14 protein-coding genes are annotated in these 14493 nt (G+C 60.2%); 7 read left to right on the forward strand and 7 right to left on the reverse strand.

The genetic code is table 11. The features are described 5' to 3' along the window. From D3M70_RS18000 to gloB, 4 genes are all read right to left on the reverse strand, one after another. Complete coding sequence (locus tag D3M70_RS18000; protein WP_120127058.1) at positions 1-1881, reverse strand: extracellular solute-binding protein; 1881 nt, start codon at positions 1879-1881, stop codon at positions 1-3. Continuing rightward, on the reverse strand, positions 1878-3707 hold the full coding sequence (locus D3M70_RS18005; protein WP_120127059.1) for an extracellular solute-binding protein: 1830 nt from the start codon (positions 3705-3707) through the stop codon (positions 1878-1880). The genes D3M70_RS18000 and D3M70_RS18005 overlap by 4 nt, the downstream gene beginning before the upstream one ends. Positions 3708-3993: 286 nt before the next feature. Continuing rightward, the gene (locus tag D3M70_RS18010; RefSeq protein ID WP_120127060.1) at positions 3994-5601 is read right to left on the reverse strand and encodes a LysM peptidoglycan-binding domain-containing protein; all 1608 of its coding nucleotides are present in this window, start codon (positions 5599-5601) and stop codon (positions 3994-3996) included. A 99-nt stretch (positions 5602-5700) separates the two neighbouring features. Next, positions 5701-6480, reverse strand: coding sequence for a hydroxyacylglutathione hydrolase (gene gloB, locus D3M70_RS18015; RefSeq protein ID WP_120127061.1), 780 nt, complete (start codon positions 6478-6480; stop codon positions 5701-5703). A gap of 97 nt (positions 6481-6577) precedes the next feature. Between gloB and D3M70_RS18020 the strand changes: the two genes are divergently transcribed. The 4 genes from D3M70_RS18020 (at position 6578) to D3M70_RS18035 (ending at position 9295) form a co-directional block, all read left to right on the forward strand. Next, positions 6578-7336, forward strand: coding sequence for a class I SAM-dependent methyltransferase (locus tag D3M70_RS18020; protein ID WP_120127062.1), 759 nt, complete (start codon positions 6578-6580; stop codon positions 7334-7336). Positions 7337-7375: 39 nt separating this feature from the next. Beyond that, positions 7376-7828 (forward strand): ribonuclease HI, encoded by a 453-nt coding sequence (gene rnhA, locus D3M70_RS18025; protein ID WP_074759157.1) that lies wholly within the window; start codon positions 7376-7378, stop codon positions 7826-7828. Positions 7829-7931: 103 nt separating this feature from the next. After that, complete coding sequence (gene dnaQ, locus D3M70_RS18030; RefSeq protein ID WP_177418446.1) at positions 7932-8693, forward strand: DNA polymerase III subunit epsilon; 762 nt, start codon at positions 7932-7934, stop codon at positions 8691-8693. 47 nt (positions 8694-8740) lie between these two features. Continuing rightward, complete coding sequence (locus D3M70_RS18035) at positions 8741-9295, forward strand: GNAT family N-acetyltransferase (protein WP_120127099.1); 555 nt, start codon at positions 8741-8743, stop codon at positions 9293-9295. Positions 9296-9382: 87 nt separating this feature from the next. On the opposite strand, the gene D3M70_RS18040 is transcribed toward D3M70_RS18035, so the two are convergent. Further along, positions 9383-9595 (reverse strand): hypothetical protein, encoded by a 213-nt coding sequence (locus tag D3M70_RS18040; RefSeq protein WP_120127063.1) that lies wholly within the window; start codon positions 9593-9595, stop codon positions 9383-9385. Positions 9596-9931: 336 nt separating this feature from the next. Between D3M70_RS18040 and D3M70_RS18045 the strand changes: the two genes are divergently transcribed. Beyond that, positions 9932-10498: an NADPH-dependent FMN reductase gene (locus D3M70_RS18045; RefSeq protein WP_120127064.1), complete on the forward strand. Its 567-nt coding sequence runs from the start codon at positions 9932-9934 to the stop codon at positions 10496-10498. A gap of 251 nt (positions 10499-10749) precedes the next feature. Here the strand turns inward: D3M70_RS18045 and phnX are convergent, their stop codons facing one another. After that, on the reverse strand, positions 10750-11577 hold the full coding sequence (gene phnX / locus D3M70_RS18050) for a phosphonoacetaldehyde hydrolase (RefSeq protein WP_120127065.1): 828 nt from the start codon (positions 11575-11577) through the stop codon (positions 10750-10752). A gap of 65 nt (positions 11578-11642) precedes the next feature. Beyond that, positions 11643-12752, reverse strand: coding sequence for a 2-aminoethylphosphonate--pyruvate transaminase (locus D3M70_RS18055; RefSeq protein WP_120127066.1), 1110 nt, complete (start codon positions 12750-12752; stop codon positions 11643-11645). Between the two features lie 112 nt (positions 12753-12864). Between D3M70_RS18055 and D3M70_RS18060 the strand changes: the two genes are divergently transcribed. Continuing rightward, positions 12865-13722: a LysR substrate-binding domain-containing protein gene (locus tag D3M70_RS18060; RefSeq protein ID WP_120127067.1), complete on the forward strand. Its 858-nt coding sequence runs from the start codon at positions 12865-12867 to the stop codon at positions 13720-13722. Positions 13723-13901: 179 nt separating this feature from the next. Beyond that, positions 13902-14486 carry a hypothetical protein gene (locus tag D3M70_RS18065; RefSeq protein ID WP_120127068.1) on the forward strand — a complete coding sequence of 195 codons (585 nt, stop codon included), beginning with the start codon at positions 13902-13904 and terminating at the stop codon, positions 14484-14486. Positions 14487-14493: the final 7 nt, after the last annotated feature.

Here is a 14493-nt window from a genome sequence, read left to right on the forward strand (position 1 = left end):
TTATTGCTCCGTGTCCTTGGAGGGTGCCTCAGGCTCGGCGAGATCCGGCGCGGTCTGCAGCGGAATCGCTGGCGTCGCGTCGGGTTTGACCCACCAGGTCATGGTGCCGATGTCGTACAGCGGGGTTTTGTCCGGATGGCCCAGATGATCCCAGTACGCCAGGCGCCAGGTCTTGATGTGCCAGTTGGGGATCACGTAGTACCCCCACAGCAGGGCGCGGTCCAGCGCGCGGGTGTGGTCGATCAGGCTTTGCCGCGAATCGGCGTTGATCAGGCCATCGACCAGCGTGTCGACGGCGGGATCCTTGAGCCCGATCAGGTTGTAGCTGCCCGGCCTGTCGGCAGCGGAGGAGGTCCAGTAATCGCGCTGTTCGTTACCCGGCGAGCTGGATTGCGGGAAGCTGCCGACGATCATGTCGTAGTCCCGCGAGCGGCGGCGGGTGATGTATTGCGAGACGTCGACCCGGCGAATCTCCAGGTTGATGCCGATGTCGGCCAGGTTGCGTTTGAACGGCAGCAGCACGCGCTCGAACTCGGTCTGGGCCAGCAGGAACTCGATGGTGACCGGTTTGCCTTCGGTATCGACCATCTTGTCGCCGACGATTTTCCAGCCCGCGTCCTTGAGCAGCTGAAACGCCTTGCGCTGTTGTTCGCGAATGATGCCGCTGCCATCGGTGACCGGCAGCTTGAACTCATCGGTGAAAAGTTGTGCAGGCAGTTTGTCGCGCAGCGGTTCAAGAATCTTCAATTCGGCCTCTGACGGCAGGCCGCGCGAGCCCATGTCCGAGTTGTCGAAATAGCTCTTGGTGCGTGTGTACGTGCCGAAGAACAGCTGCTTGTTGGTCCATTCGAAATCCAGCAACAGGCTCAGCGCCTGACGCACGCGGGCATCCTGGAACATCGGCTTGCGCAGGTTGAAGATGAAACCCTGCATGCCCTGCGGGTTGCCGTTGGGGATTTCTTCCTTGATCAGGCGACCTTCGCGCACGGCGGGTACGTCGTAAGCGGTGGCCCAGTTCTTGGCGGTCATTTCCTGCCAGAAGTCGAACGCGCCGGCCTTCAATGCTTCGAGGGCCACGGTGTTGTCGCGGTAGTAGTCAGTCGAGAGCTTGTCGAAGTTGTAGAAACCCTTGTTGACCGGCAGGTCTTTGCCCCAGTAATCCTTGACTCGCTCATAACGCACGGAGCGTCCTGGCTTGACGTCGACCACCTTGTACGGCCCGCTGCCCAGCGGAATCTCCAGATTGCCTTTGCTGAAATCGCGTGTGGCCCACCAGTGTTTCGGCAGCACCGGCAACTGGCCGATGATCAGCGGCAGTTCGCGGTTATTGGTGTGCTTGAATTTGAAGAGCACGGTCAGCGGGTTTTCGGCCACCACCTGATCGACATCGGCGTAGTAGCTGCGATAGAGCGGCGAGCCATCCTTGATCAGGGTGTCGAAGCTGAACACCACGTCTTCGGCGCGCACCGGATGGCCGTCGTTGAATTTCGCTTCGGGGCGCAGGTAGAAACGCACCCAGCTGTTGTCCGGCGCCTTCTCGATCTTGCCGGCGATCAGGCCGTATTCGGTGAATGGCTCGTCCAGACCCTGACGCGCCAACGTGTCATAAATCAGACCGATGTCATCGGCGGGCACGCCCTTGCTGATGAACGGGTTAAGGCTGTCGAAACCGCCAAACCCGGCGCTGCGCAGAATCCCGCCCTTGGGCGCATCGGGGTTCACGTAATCGAAGTGCTTGAAGTCTGCCGGGTATTTCGGCGGTTCGTTGTACAGCGTGATGGCATGTTGCGGGGCCGCCTGGGTCGTGCAGGCCATTCCAAGCAACAAGGGTGCTAGCAGGAACAGGCCGCCAGCCCGCGTCAGGGAGCGCAGTGCGGTCATTGGTTTTTCTCCGAAGGCTTGAGCCACCACGCACGCAGGCCCAGGGTGTAGGGCGGGGTGGTGACGAAGGCGAACCGGTTGCGGTACGCCAGACGGTGATTGTTGAGGTACCAGTTGGGGATCATGTAGTGCTGCCAGAGCAGGACGCGGTCCAGTGCCTTGGTCGCCGCAACCTGATCGTCCCGGGTCTTGGCTGCCAACAACTGGTTGAGCAGGTTGTCCACCACCGGGTTGGCGATGCCTGCGTAATTCTTGCTGCCCTTGATGTTGGCCTGGCTGGAATGGAAATACTGCCATTGCTCAAGTCCGGGGCTCAGGGTCTGGTTCAAGGTCATCAGAATCATGTCGAAATCGAACTGGTCCAGGCGCTGTTTGTATTGGGCGCGATCCACCGTGCGCAGCCGTGCGTCGATGCCGATTCGCGTCAGGTCTTCGATGTAAGGTTGCAGGATTCGTTCGAGGTTGGGATTGACCAGAAGTATTTCGAAACGCAAAGGCTGCCCGGCGTTGTTGGTCAGGCCGCGATCGGTGAACTTCCAGCCCGCCTCGGCCAGCAGGCCCAGCGCTTTGCGCAGGGTGTCGCGAGGCACGCCGCCGCCGTCGGTTTTCGACACCGTGAACGGCTGCGTGAACAACCTGGGCGGCAATTGATCGCGGTAGGGCGAGAGGGCGAGAAACTCGCGCCCTGCCGGCAGGTCCGTCGCCGAAAATTCGCTGTTGGGGTAATAGCTGGTCGAGCGACTGTAGGCGTTGTTGAACAGCGTGCGGTTGGTCCACTCGAAGTTGAACATCAGCCCCAGCGCCTCGCGCACCTTGATATCGGCGAAGGTGCTGCGACGGGTATTCATGAACAGGCCCTGAGTCTGAGTCGGGATCTGATGGGGAATCTGCGCCTTGACCACGCTACCGTTGGCCACCGCCGGGAAGTCATAGCCGGTGAACCAGTTCTTGGCCTGGTGCTCGATATAGATGTCGAACTCGCCGGCCTTGAACGCTTCGAAGGCCACATCGGCGTCGCGATAAAACTCCACTTCCACCCGATTGAAGTTGTACTTGCCGCGATTGACCGGCAGGTCCTTGCCCCAGTAATCCCTGACCCGCTCGAACACCAGGCTGCGGCCAGGACGCACTTGCGTGATGCGATAGGGTCCGCTGCCCAGCGGGGCGTCGAAGGTGGTGGCCTTGAAGTCGCGATTCTTCCAGTAATGCTGGGGCAGTACGGGCAGCTCACCGAGGCGCAGGATCAATAATGGGTTGCCGGATCGCTTGAATACGAAACGAATGCGGTGACGATTGAGGATGTCCACCCGCTGGACTTCCTGCAAGGCGGTTCGGTATTGCGGGTGGCCGTCCTTCAACAGCGTTCGGTAGGAAAACGCGACGTCATAGGCAGTCATCGGTTTTCCATCGTGAAAGCGTGCTTCGGGGCGCAGGTTGAACACCACCCAGCTGCGGTCATCGCTGTATTCGACGGTTTTGGCGATCAGGCCATAACTGGACGTAGGTTCATCGCCGGAGGGATCGTACTGCCCGGTGCCGACCATCAGCGGTTCGTTCAGCTCGCTGACGCCGTACTGGCCGAAATTGGGGGTGGAAATCGGGCTGCTGCCCTTGAAAGTGTAGGGGTTGAGCGTGTCGAACGTGCCGTTGGCCATGATTCGCAAGGTGCCAGCCTTCGGCGCCTGGGGATTGACCCAGTCGAAATGGGTGAAGCTGGCCGGATACTTGAGGACGCCGAACTGTGCGTAACCATGGCTTTCGCTGATGGTCGCGGAGGCTGTCGTGCTCAAGACCAGGCTGGAAATCAGCAGCAATGGGCGTATCAAATCGGCGTTCGATCCAGGCAGCGGTCGGTCACAGTAACAGCTTGTATGGGCAGGAAAAAGGGGAGTCGTGGAGGGCGCTGCCGGACACCTGTAGCGAGTCTGAATCCTGTAGCAGCACGGCTTGCCGGCGGTAGCGATTCTTTGGACGCCACCGCCGGCAAGCCGTGCTGCTACAGAGCGTACGGTCGATATTCTTTATCGTCTGCAAGATGGGTTCGCGGGCAAGCTTCCTCCCACAGGTCCGGCGTCAGTTAGAGAGACCGAAGTCAGGCCAGTGGGTCGCCGATCAATGCGGCAGGTAAACCGTCAACGTCTGCCCCGGCTTCAACGCCTGACCACTGCGCGGGTTCCAGCGTTTGAGGTGCTGCATCTCGACGTTGAACCGTTTGGCGACCAGATACATCGAGTCACCTTTCTGTATCTTGTACTGCATCGGCTTGCCGTCGACGCCTTTGGGGCTGGTGTCGGCTTTGGCCACTGCGCGGGAAGTGCTCTTTGCCGGCTTGCTGTTGTCCTGCATGACCAGGGTCTGGCCGACCTTCAGGTTGTAACCGGACATTTTGTTCCAGTGCTGCAGGTCCTTGACTTCAACCTTGTTGATGCGGGCGATCTGCCCCAGGTTGTCGCCTTTTTTCACCTTATAGGTGCGGGTGCGCGCCGGTTTTTCATCAACTTCGGCCACTTCCTCGAACACCGGCATCGCGGTCTTCATGCCCGGCTGTACCGGAATGGTCAGTGCCTGCCCACGTTTGAGGTGATTGCTGGACAGCCTGTTCAGGTCCTTGATCGTGCTGGTCGACACCTTGTAGCGGCTGGCGATGCTGGCCAGGCTGTCGCCCGGACGTACGCGGTATTGCTGCCAGTCCACCAGTTCTTCCGGCTTCATGTTCGACAGGCTTGCGGTCAACAGTTGCGACTTTGAGGTCGGTACCAACAGGTGCTGGGGGCCGTCGATGGTCAGACGCTTTTTGAAGGCGGGGTTGAGTTGCATCAACTCGTCTTCATCGATATTCGCCATTTCGGCGACCTTGGACAGGTCCATGCGCTGATTGAGCTCGACAACCTGGAAATACGGCTTGTTGTCGATCGGGTTCAGGTTGACGCCGTAGGCTTCCGGCGACATGACCACCTGCGACAGCGCCAGCAGTTTAGGCACGTAGTCGCGGGTCTCCTGCGGCAGCGGCAGGTTCCAGTAGTCGGTTGGCAGGTTGAGCTTTTCGTTGCGCTCGATGGCGCGGCTGACAGTGCCTTCGCCTGCGTTGTACGCAGCAAGGGCCAGCAGCCAGTCGCCGTTGAACATGTCGTGCAGCTTGGTCAGGTAATCCAGGGCGGCAGTGGTGGACGCCGTGATGTCGCGGCGGCCATCGTAGAAATTGGTCTGACGCAGGTTGAAGTAGCGGCCGGTGGACGGGATGAACTGCCAGATACCGGCGGCGTCGCTGCGGGAGAGGGCCATCGGGTTGTAGGCGCTTTCAATCACCGGCAACAGGGCCAGCTCAAGCGGCATGTTGCGCTCTTCCAGACGCTCGACAATGTAGTGCATGTACAGGCTGCCCCGTTCGCCGGCCGTTTCGAGAAACGACGGGTTGTTGGCGAACCACAGACGCTGTTGGTCGATACGTGGGTTGAGGTCGTTGCCGTCCTGCAACTGGAAGCCTTGACGCATGCGCTCCCAGACGTCGTGCGGCGGTGCCAGCGGCGCCGGCTTGCGTGCGACGAAAACCGGTTTTGGCTTGACGGCGGCGGGCGAGTGAGAGGCGCTGGTCGAACCGCCAGGCTCCAGGTTGCCGGTGGTCTGGCAGCCTGCCAACGTGGCGCTCGCGACCACCGCAATTGCCTGAGCTAACCGAGTCAATGCGTCGGAATTAAAGGTTCTGCGTATAGATGACGACATTGGCTGGGGGATAGTTCCAGTCGAAAATGTCGGGCGATTCTAGAAAGCGTCTTAAGAACGGTCAACCTTTCAGAATTTTTGTGCTGATCCTCGAGGGGATTAGAACTTATCTTTCCATGCCCTCAAAGCCGCAAAAACCGCCACGGCCGAGGTGTTGTCTGTGCCGGTCCGTTCGTCTGCTTTTTGTTTCACGGCAAGCTGTGAAACACGTAGAAAAGGGTTGGTTCTGTGTTCCAGTGCCAGATTGGAAGGCAGGCTTATGCGGTTTTCTTCGCGCCAGCGGGTCACTTGCTCCAGGCGGCCGGTCACGTCGGGGTTCTCCGGTTCCACGGCCACGGCGAAACGCAGGTTGCTCAGGGTGTATTCGTGGGTGCAGTAGACGAGGGTGTTGTCAGGCAGCGCCGCCAGGGTCGAAAGCGATTGATGCATCTGCTCGGGAGTGCCTTCGAACAGTCGACCGCAGCCCGCGGCAAACAGTGTGTCGCCGCAGAACAGCAGCGGCGTCTGCGGGTCGGCGTGGTAGAACGCGATGTGACCCAGGGTGTGGCCCGGCACCGCATGGACGGCGAAGCTCAGGCCGAGTACGGTGACCTCATCGAGATTGGTCAGCGCGACATCCCGGGCCGGAATTTTTTCGTTGGCCGGGCCGTAGACTTTGGCCCCGGTGATATTTTTCAGTTCAGCGACGCCACCGGTGTGATCGGCATGGTGGTGAGTGACCAGAATATCGCTCAGTTCCCAGCCTGCATGCTGTTCGAGCCAGGCCAGCACCGGCGCTGCATCGCCGGGGTCCACGACGGCACAACGTTTGCTGGCATTGTCTTGTAACAACCAGATGTAGTTGTCGGAGAAAGCGGGCAGGGCATCGATCTGTATCATGGCGCGGTTCGCTTTGTTGAAAACAAAGATCCATCTTAGAGTCTGAACAGATTCCACGCGAGCCACTCGCGTACGGGAACACTCATGGAGACCGGAAATGACCGATGAAGCGTTCGCCCAGGCCGACCCCGAATGGCTTGAGTTGATCAGCTCTGCCCGTGAATGGTTGTCCGGGCCTCTGGGGCAATTGCTGCTGGAAGAAGAACGACGGGTGCTTGAAGAAGAACTCGAGCGTTTCTTCGGCGGCTATCTGGTGCATTACGGCCCGTCGGCACAGACCCCGCCGGCGGCCAAGCAGGTGCAGCGCAACGTCCGGCTCGGCGCGCCGTTGCCCGGTGTCGAAATCGTCTGCGAAGAGCAGGCCTGGCCGCTGAGCGAGCATGCTGCCGACGTCGTGGTCATGCAGCACGGGCTGGATTTCTGTCTTTCGCCTCATGGCCTGTTGCGCGAAGCCGCCAGCAGCGTGCGCCCGGGTGGCCATTTGCTGATCGTCGGCATCAACCCCTGGAGCACTTGGGGCATTCGCCATTTCTTCACCAACGATGCGCTGCGCCGCGCGCGCTGTATCTCACCCTCACGGGTCGGCGACTGGCTCAACCTGCTGGGCTTCGCGCTGGAGAAACGCCGGTTCGGGTGCTATCGTCCGCCGCTTGCTTCGCCCAAGTGGCAAACCCGCCTCTCGGGCCTGGAACGCCTTGGCGACGGCTGGCAAAGCCCCGGTGGCGGCTTCTATCTATTAGTGGCACGCAAGCTGGTGGTCGGGCTGCGACCTATACGCATGCCCCGTCGCGAACCCATGGGCAAACTGTTGCCGCTGCCGATGGCCAAGGTCAATCGGCGCAGCCCCGAGCCGTGATCTCGGCTTCAAGCTTTCTGAATTCTGGAAAAAGTCGTAATGAGCGATACCGTAGAACTCTTCTCCGATGGCGCCTGCAAAGGCAACCCCGGTCCTGGTGGCTGGGGCGCGCTGCTGGTGTGCAAGGGCGTGGAAAAGGAACTGTGGGGCGGTGAAGCCAACACCACCAATAACCGCATGGAGCTGCTCGGCGCGATTCGTGGCCTGGAAGAATTGAAGCGCCCCTGCGACGTGATTCTGGTGACTGACTCGCAGTACGTGATGAAAGGCATCACCGAGTGGATGGTCAACTGGAAGAAGCGCGGCTGGAAGACCGCTGCCAAGGAACCGGTGAAAAACGCAGACTTGTGGAAACAGCTCGACGAGCAGGTCAGCCGCCACAACGTCACCTGGAAATGGGTGCGCGGGCACATCGGTCACCACGGCAACGAACGGGCTGACCAGTTGGCGAACCGTGGTGTGGATGAGGTTCGCGGGATCAAGCACGGCTGATCAGCGTCGGGTGATCTCTATAGTGGGCCGTCGCCCGACGGTCATGCGCCCATCCCGAAAACTCCCATGCTAATATCCGCGCCTGAAGCTGAGGCGATAGGCAATGACTGTACAAAACATCATCACTGAACGCAGAGTCGTACTCGATACCGAAACCACCGGCATGCCCGTCACCGACGGTCACCGGGTGATCGAAATCGGGTGTGTGGAGTTGATCGGTCGGCGGCTGACCGGGCGCCACTTTCACGTTTACCTGCAACCGGATCGTGACAGTGACGAGGGCGCGATCGGCGTTCACGGCATCACTGACCAGTTCCTGATCGGCAAGCCGCGTTTTGCCGAAGTCGCCGATGAATTCTTCGAATTCATCAAGGGTGCTCAGCTGATCATCCACAACGCGGCGTTCGACATTGGCTTCCTCAACAACGAATTCGCCCTGATCGGTCAGACCGACCGTGCGAACGTCAGCACCTATTGCTCGGTGCTCGATACCCTGGCCATGGCCCGTGAGCGCCACCCGGGTCAGCGCAACAGCCTCGACGCCCTGTGCAAACGCTACGACGTCGACAACTCCAACCGCGAACTGCACGGCGCCTTGCTCGACTCCGAGATTCTGGCCGACGTCTATCTGGCGATGACCGGTGGCCAGACCACGCTGTCGCTGGCCGGCAACAACGATGGCGAAGGCGGGGCGGACCGTCCGAGCGAAGTGCGCAAGATCGCCAATCGCACGCCAGGGCGGATCATCGTCGCCAGCGAAAGCGAACTGGCGGAGCATCAGGCCCGTCTGGCGGTGATCGCCAAGTCTGCCGGTGCGCCGGCGTTGTGGACGCAACTGCTCGAAGCGCAGGCAGAACCGGCCTGATTCGACGTGAGCGGTAGTCCTCTCATCGGTGGCGCAGGAGGCCCATGGTGACAACGGCGAGCCCGATCCTGAACATTCGTGTCGCTGACGAATGCTTTGAGGACTACATCCTCAACAGCGAATTCACCTTCACTGTCACCGGTTACGCCCAAGTGCAGATCGGTCAGCCGGTGGCGCAATGGCGCATCGACGCCGTCGAGCCCTATCTCAAGAACTACGGCATCGATTCGGAGGAGTTCTGCAATTACCGGGAGGGCGGCGAGGGCACGGTACTGGTGGCCTGGCTCGACGAGGACCCGGTAGGGCACATCGTGATCAGCAAGCACTGGAACGGATTTGCCCACATCGATGAGCTGGCGGTAGACACCTTCGCCCGGCGCAGTGGCATTGCCCGCAAATTGCTGGATGTGGCGCAGTTCTGGAGTCGTAAGCACCAACTGCCGGGCATCACACTGGAAACCCAAAACAATAACCTGGCCGCGTGCAAGCTGTACGAAAGTTATGGATTCGTGGTGGGCGGCGTCGATTATCTGCGATATAGCGCAATCGACCCGCAGACGCAGGAAGCGGCGATTTTCTGGTATCTGTTATTCGTCGAATAGAACGTGTGCGCCGACGGTCATCGTCATCAGAGCCTGACCGCCGGCAAGCCGTGCTGCTACAAGGCTTGCGCGGCATGTTCGAGGTTATTAGAGCACTCGTGTCAGCTTGATGCCGGACTGCACCAGCTCGAACTCGTCACCGCCCAGATGGTTCACGCGGTCGCCAATGGCCAGGCGATACGTCGACGTGGGCTCCTTGCCGTCAGCCTCTTCGGGCTGTGATTCGCGGAATTCATGCACCGGGTAGATACGGCCTTCCGCATCTCTGGCATGAAATTGCCCAACTAGAACTGAAGCCATTTGCTTTGTAACCTCTGGAAATAACTGCTCGTTTTCGCTCGCATCGTAACACTGCGCGCGGTGAATCCGTGTTCGCGTGTAGGGCAATTCTGTAGGTTTTGTGGGTGCCTTCCTCGCTCAAGGCTTTCAGACCGCCATTTTCAGGGGGAGTTTTCGCCCCGAAAAAAAATACTCGCGACCGACGGTAGGGAAAACTGCCGTGATAGAAGCTTCAGGCGGATAACGGATCAGCCGAAGATCGGCTGATTCGATCAATGGCAACGAAAAAACAGGGCAGAACAAGTCGCATCTTTCATCTATAACTGTCCATTCCTCCATCAGAAGAAGGTCCGATACATGAGCCAGGTTCATTCGATTGCAGTGATCGTCGGCAGTTTGAGAAAAGACTCACTCAACCGCAAGGTCGCTCGCGCACTGGCCGAGCTGGCACCGCCCAGTCTGAAGCTGAGCATCGTCGAAATCGGCGATTTGCCGCTGTACAACGAAGACATCGACCTCGATGCCCCTCCTGCCTCATACACCGCGTTCCGCCAGGCCCTGCAAGGCGCTGACGGTTTCCTGTTCGTGACCCCTGAATACAACCGCTCGGTGCCGGGCGCCCTGAAAAACGCCATCGATGTCGGGTCGCGCCCGTATGGCAAGAGTTCGTGGGGCAAGGCCAAGCCAGCGGCGGTGGTGAGTGTGTCACCGGGCGCTATTGGCGGTTTCGGTGCCAATCAGCATTTGCGCCAGAGTTTCGTGTTCCTGGATGTGCTGTGCATGCAGCAGCCCGAAGCGTATCTGGGCAATGCAGGCAGTTTCTTCGATGAGCAGGGCAAACTGAGCGAAAAGACCCGACCTTTTCTGCAGAACATCGTTGATGCGTTCGCCGCGCACGTGGCGCGGACGGTGAAGGGTCAATAAGGCTGGGTTGTTGACTCTGCCCGGAGGGCGTGGGAGTCCGATTTGTCGGCGATCGGTTGCGAAGCTGTCGTAGACCTGAGACCCGCGTGTAACTGATGCAACGCGGGCTCAGGTTTACTGCCGGTGCCCGGCAGATCGCCGACAAGTCGGGCTCCCACGCCTTCGGCAGAAGCGGCGTCATGCCCTGAGGTCGCTCGCGTTCGGTAGAGGCGGCTTCATGCCCTGAGGTATCTCGCGTTCGGCAGAAGCGGCTACACGGCCTGCGGCATCTCGCCTCTGGCCAGGCGCCGGTTGATGTCGGCGATCACTTGGGGCAGATCGTTGATGGTGTCCACCCGATAGTGCGGGCGTGAGCCTTCGAACAGGGCGTGGATGCGTTTACGTTCAGCCACCAGCTGGTCGGGCGCCAGCGCCTGGTATTGCTCATAAGTCAGCCCCAGTGCATTTCCCGAGCAGACCAGCGCAACCGTCCACATCCCTGCGCGACGACCTTCCAGAATTCCCGGCACCGTGTCATCGACCTTGACGCACGCCGCCACATCATCGATTCCCAGGGCAATCACGTTGGCCAGCGCCTGTGCAGGCCATGGGCGACCATTTGGCACTTCGTCGGTGGCTACGACGTGGTCCGCGACATAACCGTTTGTCGCTGCCAGTTCCACGACCTTCTTCATGACCACAGCCGGATAGCCTGAGCAGGAGCCAATCTTCAGGCCTTGCTGGCGCAGACCGGTGAGGGTGTCCAGTGCGCCCGGGATCAACGCCGAGTGGCTGGCGATCTTCTCGATCTGCAACGGCATGAAGCGCTCATAAATGGCGGTGACGTCTTCGTCGGTCGGCGTGCGGCCGAATGCCTTGCGATAGCGCTCGGCGATCTGCGGCTGGTCGCACAGGGTACGAATGTGGTCCCACTTGCCCATGCCCATCTGGCCACGGGCCTCTTCGATGGAGACCTGCACGTCGAACTCACCGAAGGCTTCGACGAAGATCTGGGTCGGGGCGAACGAGCCGAAGTCGACGACGGTGCCGGCCCAGTCGAGAATCGCGGCCTGCAGCTGAACGGGGTTGTTGTAGTTCATGGATGAGTCCTCAGGATCGAAACGGGTGCAGGATTGCAAATTCGGGTTTCAAACAAGCGAAAGAGTCAGATGTCCAGCACTTCCATTTCCCGCAGGACTTCGCCGATGGCATCGACTGCCGCCCGTATGCCCGAGCGGTCGACGTGACCGATGCAGCCGACGCGGAAGGTTTCGACCTGGGTCAACTTGCCGGGGTAGAGGATGAAACCCTTGGCCTTGACCCGCTCGTAGAAGTCCTGGAACTGGTAGCGCGTATCACGCGGGGCGTGGAAGGTGACGATGATCGGTGCCTGGATCTCGGCTGACAGGAAACTGCGCAGGCCCAGTTCGGCCATGCCGTCGATCAACGCTTTGCAATTGTCCGCGTACCGCGCGTTGCGGGCGGGCAGGCCGCCTTCTTCCTTGTATTGCAAGAGCGCTTCGTGCAGGGCGGCAACAACGTGGGTAGGCGGGGTGTAGCGCCATTGGCCGGTCTTGGCCATATAGCTGTGCTGGTCGTGCAGGTCCATCGCCAGCGAGTGGGAATTGCCGACCGCGGCGGCCAGCGCCTCTCTGCGGGCGAACACAAAGCCCATACCCGGCACGCCCTCAAGGCATTTGCCCGAGGCGGCGATCAAGGCGTCAAAGGGGATGCTTGCCGCATCCACCGGCAGTGCGCCGAAAGAGCTCATTGCGTCGATGATCAGGCGTTTGCCGGCGCGGGCGATGACCTCGGCGATTTCTGGCAGCGGATTGAGGATCCCGGTACTGGTCTCGCAGTGGATCAACGCCACATGAGTGATGCGCGGATCGGCCTGCAGCATGGTTTCGACATCGGCGGCAGTGGTCGGCTGGTCTTCAGCGGTTTCGAAGGTGCAGAAGTCGCGACCGAGCACTTCACAGATTTTCGCCAGGCGTTTGCCATAAGCACCGTTGATCAGGACCAGCACCTTGCCGTCGCGGGGAACGAGTGTGCCGATGGCCGCTTCCACGGCGAACGTGCCGCTGCCTTGCAACGGTACGCAGCGATGAGTTTCGTGGCCATTGATGATGTCCAGCAGTTGCCAGCAGAGGCTGGCGGTGAGTTGGTTGAAGCGGTCATCCCATGAGCCCCAATCCACCATCATCGCCTGGCGGGTGCGGGCAGAAGTGGTCAGCGGGCCGGGCGTCAGCAGGATCGGTTGGGCGATGCTCATGCGGGTGTCCTCGAAGCGTCAGGGATCGGAAGCGACGGGGATACGTTGATCTTTGCCTGTCCATCAATCAAATTGCTTGTTGTTATCCGAACTATAAGTAAGGCCGATAGCCATGAACCTGTTCCAGCTCCGCGCGTTCGATGCCGTTGCCCGTGAAGGCAGCTTTACCAAGGCCGCTGCTCGACTGTTCATCAGCCAGCCTGCGGTGACCGGGCATGTGAAAGCGCTGGAGGATCACTATCAGATCACCTTGCTGCGGCGCACGGCCCGGCGAGTGGAACTGACCAAAGAGGGAACCAAACTTGCCGCAATCACTAGGGCGATGTTCGGCATGGCCGAAGAGGCGCAGGCTTTGCTGGAGGCGAACCGGCAACTGCTCACGGGACGCTTGGAGGTTGCAGCGGACGGACCGCACATGGTCATGCCGATGCTGGCGCGTCTGCGGGCAAAGTTTCCGGGGATCACGGTCAACCTGCGGCTTGGCAATGCGCAGGACACCCTGGCCGCACTGGTCTCGGAGCACGCCGACGTCGCGGTGTTGACCGAAGTCGAGTCGCGCAAGGGGATGTACCTGCAAAGCCTGGCGCAGTCGCGGATCTGCGCGTTACTTCCGGCACGGCATGAATGGGCGGGGGAACATGAAATCGCTCTGGCGTCATTGCATCAACAGATCATGGTGCTGCGCGAACCGACGTCGACCACCCGGCGCACCTTTGACGAAGCCTGTGTATTGGCCTCGATTCAGCCACGGGTGCTGCTGGAGCTCGACAGCCGCGAAGCCGTGACCGAAGCGGTGGCGGCGGATCTGGGGGTCGGCATCGTCTCGTCAGTTGAGGTCAGCCATGACCCGCGGATCGTCGCGGTGCCGCTTGCCGGCGAGGGCTTGCTCAATCAGCATTTCATCGGATGCCTGGAGCGCCGCCGCGACCTGCGTCTGATCAAGGCGTTTTTTGAATTGGCGGTAATGTGAATGCAAAGGTTGGATTAACGTGGCCCCGTCGCACCGCCTTCAGTGAACCGCAAATCCCAACGCTGATGTGCTGCGTTATGTAGCGCAGTTCGCAGTGTTTTTCTCCTTACGCTCCTTGTCACTGGAGCCCTTGTCCGGTCTATCGCCGGGCTCGGGCGGTTAAAGGACAAGGAGCTTTCATGAACCCCGCAAACCCCGTTTTTTTTCACAGCACTTCGCTCAGGGAACGCTTTCTGGATGGACTCGATAACGCCCTGCAGGACAGGCATATCGACGCCGACGAGCGAAGCTGGCTACTCGCGTTGGGCGGACCTGCCCTGGCAAACGATACGGATCCGATCCGGGCGGATCGGTTGAGCTTGAACGATGGCTCCCATGAACCGTTCGAGCTTGCTGCGGGCCTGTTGTTGAGCCATGCGACGGCCGAGAGTGAGCGGGTGTATCTGTTTACGCTGGCCCAGGGAATAGAAGTCTTCGACAGTCGTGATCTGTTGTTGACCACGCTGCGAGCGCGGTTCGCCGAAGGGGATGAGCGCGCGGTGTTCGAAGCTGAAAAGATCGAGGGCGACCCTTTCCACGCTCAGATGCTTGCGATTGTCGAGCAACAGGTCGACGCCATCACTGAATTGAGCAGGCAACTGAAGCTGACACCGACGTTGTATGAGGTAGCCAAGGTGTCTGTTACCCGACAGTTGAAGGCGCGATTTGGGGGGCGACGGTTGATCCTGAAGTCCATCCGCTGCAGCTTGTGCCCATTTCAGTGAGCACCGA

The organism is Pseudomonas sp. LS-2, from assembly GCF_003605735.1.
GTDB lineage: Bacteria > Pseudomonadota > Gammaproteobacteria > Pseudomonadales > Pseudomonadaceae > Aquipseudomonas.

What these genes read in the sequence shown, in the direction of transcription:
- D3M70_RS18045 (WP_120127064.1), top strand. Translation starts at nt 9,932, where the DNA reads ATGAGCCAGGTTCATTCGATTGCAGTGATCGTCGGCAGTTTGAGAAAA.
- rnhA (WP_074759157.1), top strand. Translation starts at nt 7,376, where the DNA reads ATGAGCGATACCGTAGAACTCTTCTCCGATGGCGCCTGCAAAGGCAAC.
- dnaQ (WP_177418446.1), top strand. Translation starts at nt 7,932, where the DNA reads ATGACTGTACAAAACATCATCACTGAACGCAGAGTCGTACTCGATACC.
- D3M70_RS18040 (WP_120127063.1), bottom strand. Translation starts at nt 9,595, where the DNA reads ATGGCTTCAGTTCTAGTTGGGCAATTTCATGCCAGAGATGCGGAAGGC.
- D3M70_RS18020 (WP_120127062.1), top strand. Translation starts at nt 6,578, where the DNA reads ATGACCGATGAAGCGTTCGCCCAGGCCGACCCCGAATGGCTTGAGTTG.
- D3M70_RS18055 (WP_120127066.1), bottom strand. Translation starts at nt 12,752, where the DNA reads ATGAGCATCGCCCAACCGATCCTGCTGACGCCCGGCCCGCTGACCACT.
- D3M70_RS18010 (WP_120127060.1), bottom strand. Translation starts at nt 5,601, where the DNA reads ATGTCGTCATCTATACGCAGAACCTTTAATTCCGACGCATTGACTCGG.
- gloB (WP_120127061.1), bottom strand. Translation starts at nt 6,480, where the DNA reads ATGATACAGATCGATGCCCTGCCCGCTTTCTCCGACAACTACATCTGG.
- D3M70_RS18060 (WP_120127067.1), top strand. Translation starts at nt 12,865, where the DNA reads ATGAACCTGTTCCAGCTCCGCGCGTTCGATGCCGTTGCCCGTGAAGGC.
- D3M70_RS18065 (WP_120127068.1), top strand. Translation starts at nt 13,902, where the DNA reads ATGAACCCCGCAAACCCCGTTTTTTTTCACAGCACTTCGCTCAGGGAA.
- phnX (WP_120127065.1), bottom strand. Translation starts at nt 11,577, where the DNA reads ATGAACTACAACAACCCCGTTCAGCTGCAGGCCGCGATTCTCGACTGG.
- D3M70_RS18000 (WP_120127058.1), bottom strand. Translation starts at nt 1,881, where the DNA reads ATGACCGCACTGCGCTCCCTGACGCGGGCTGGCGGCCTGTTCCTGCTA.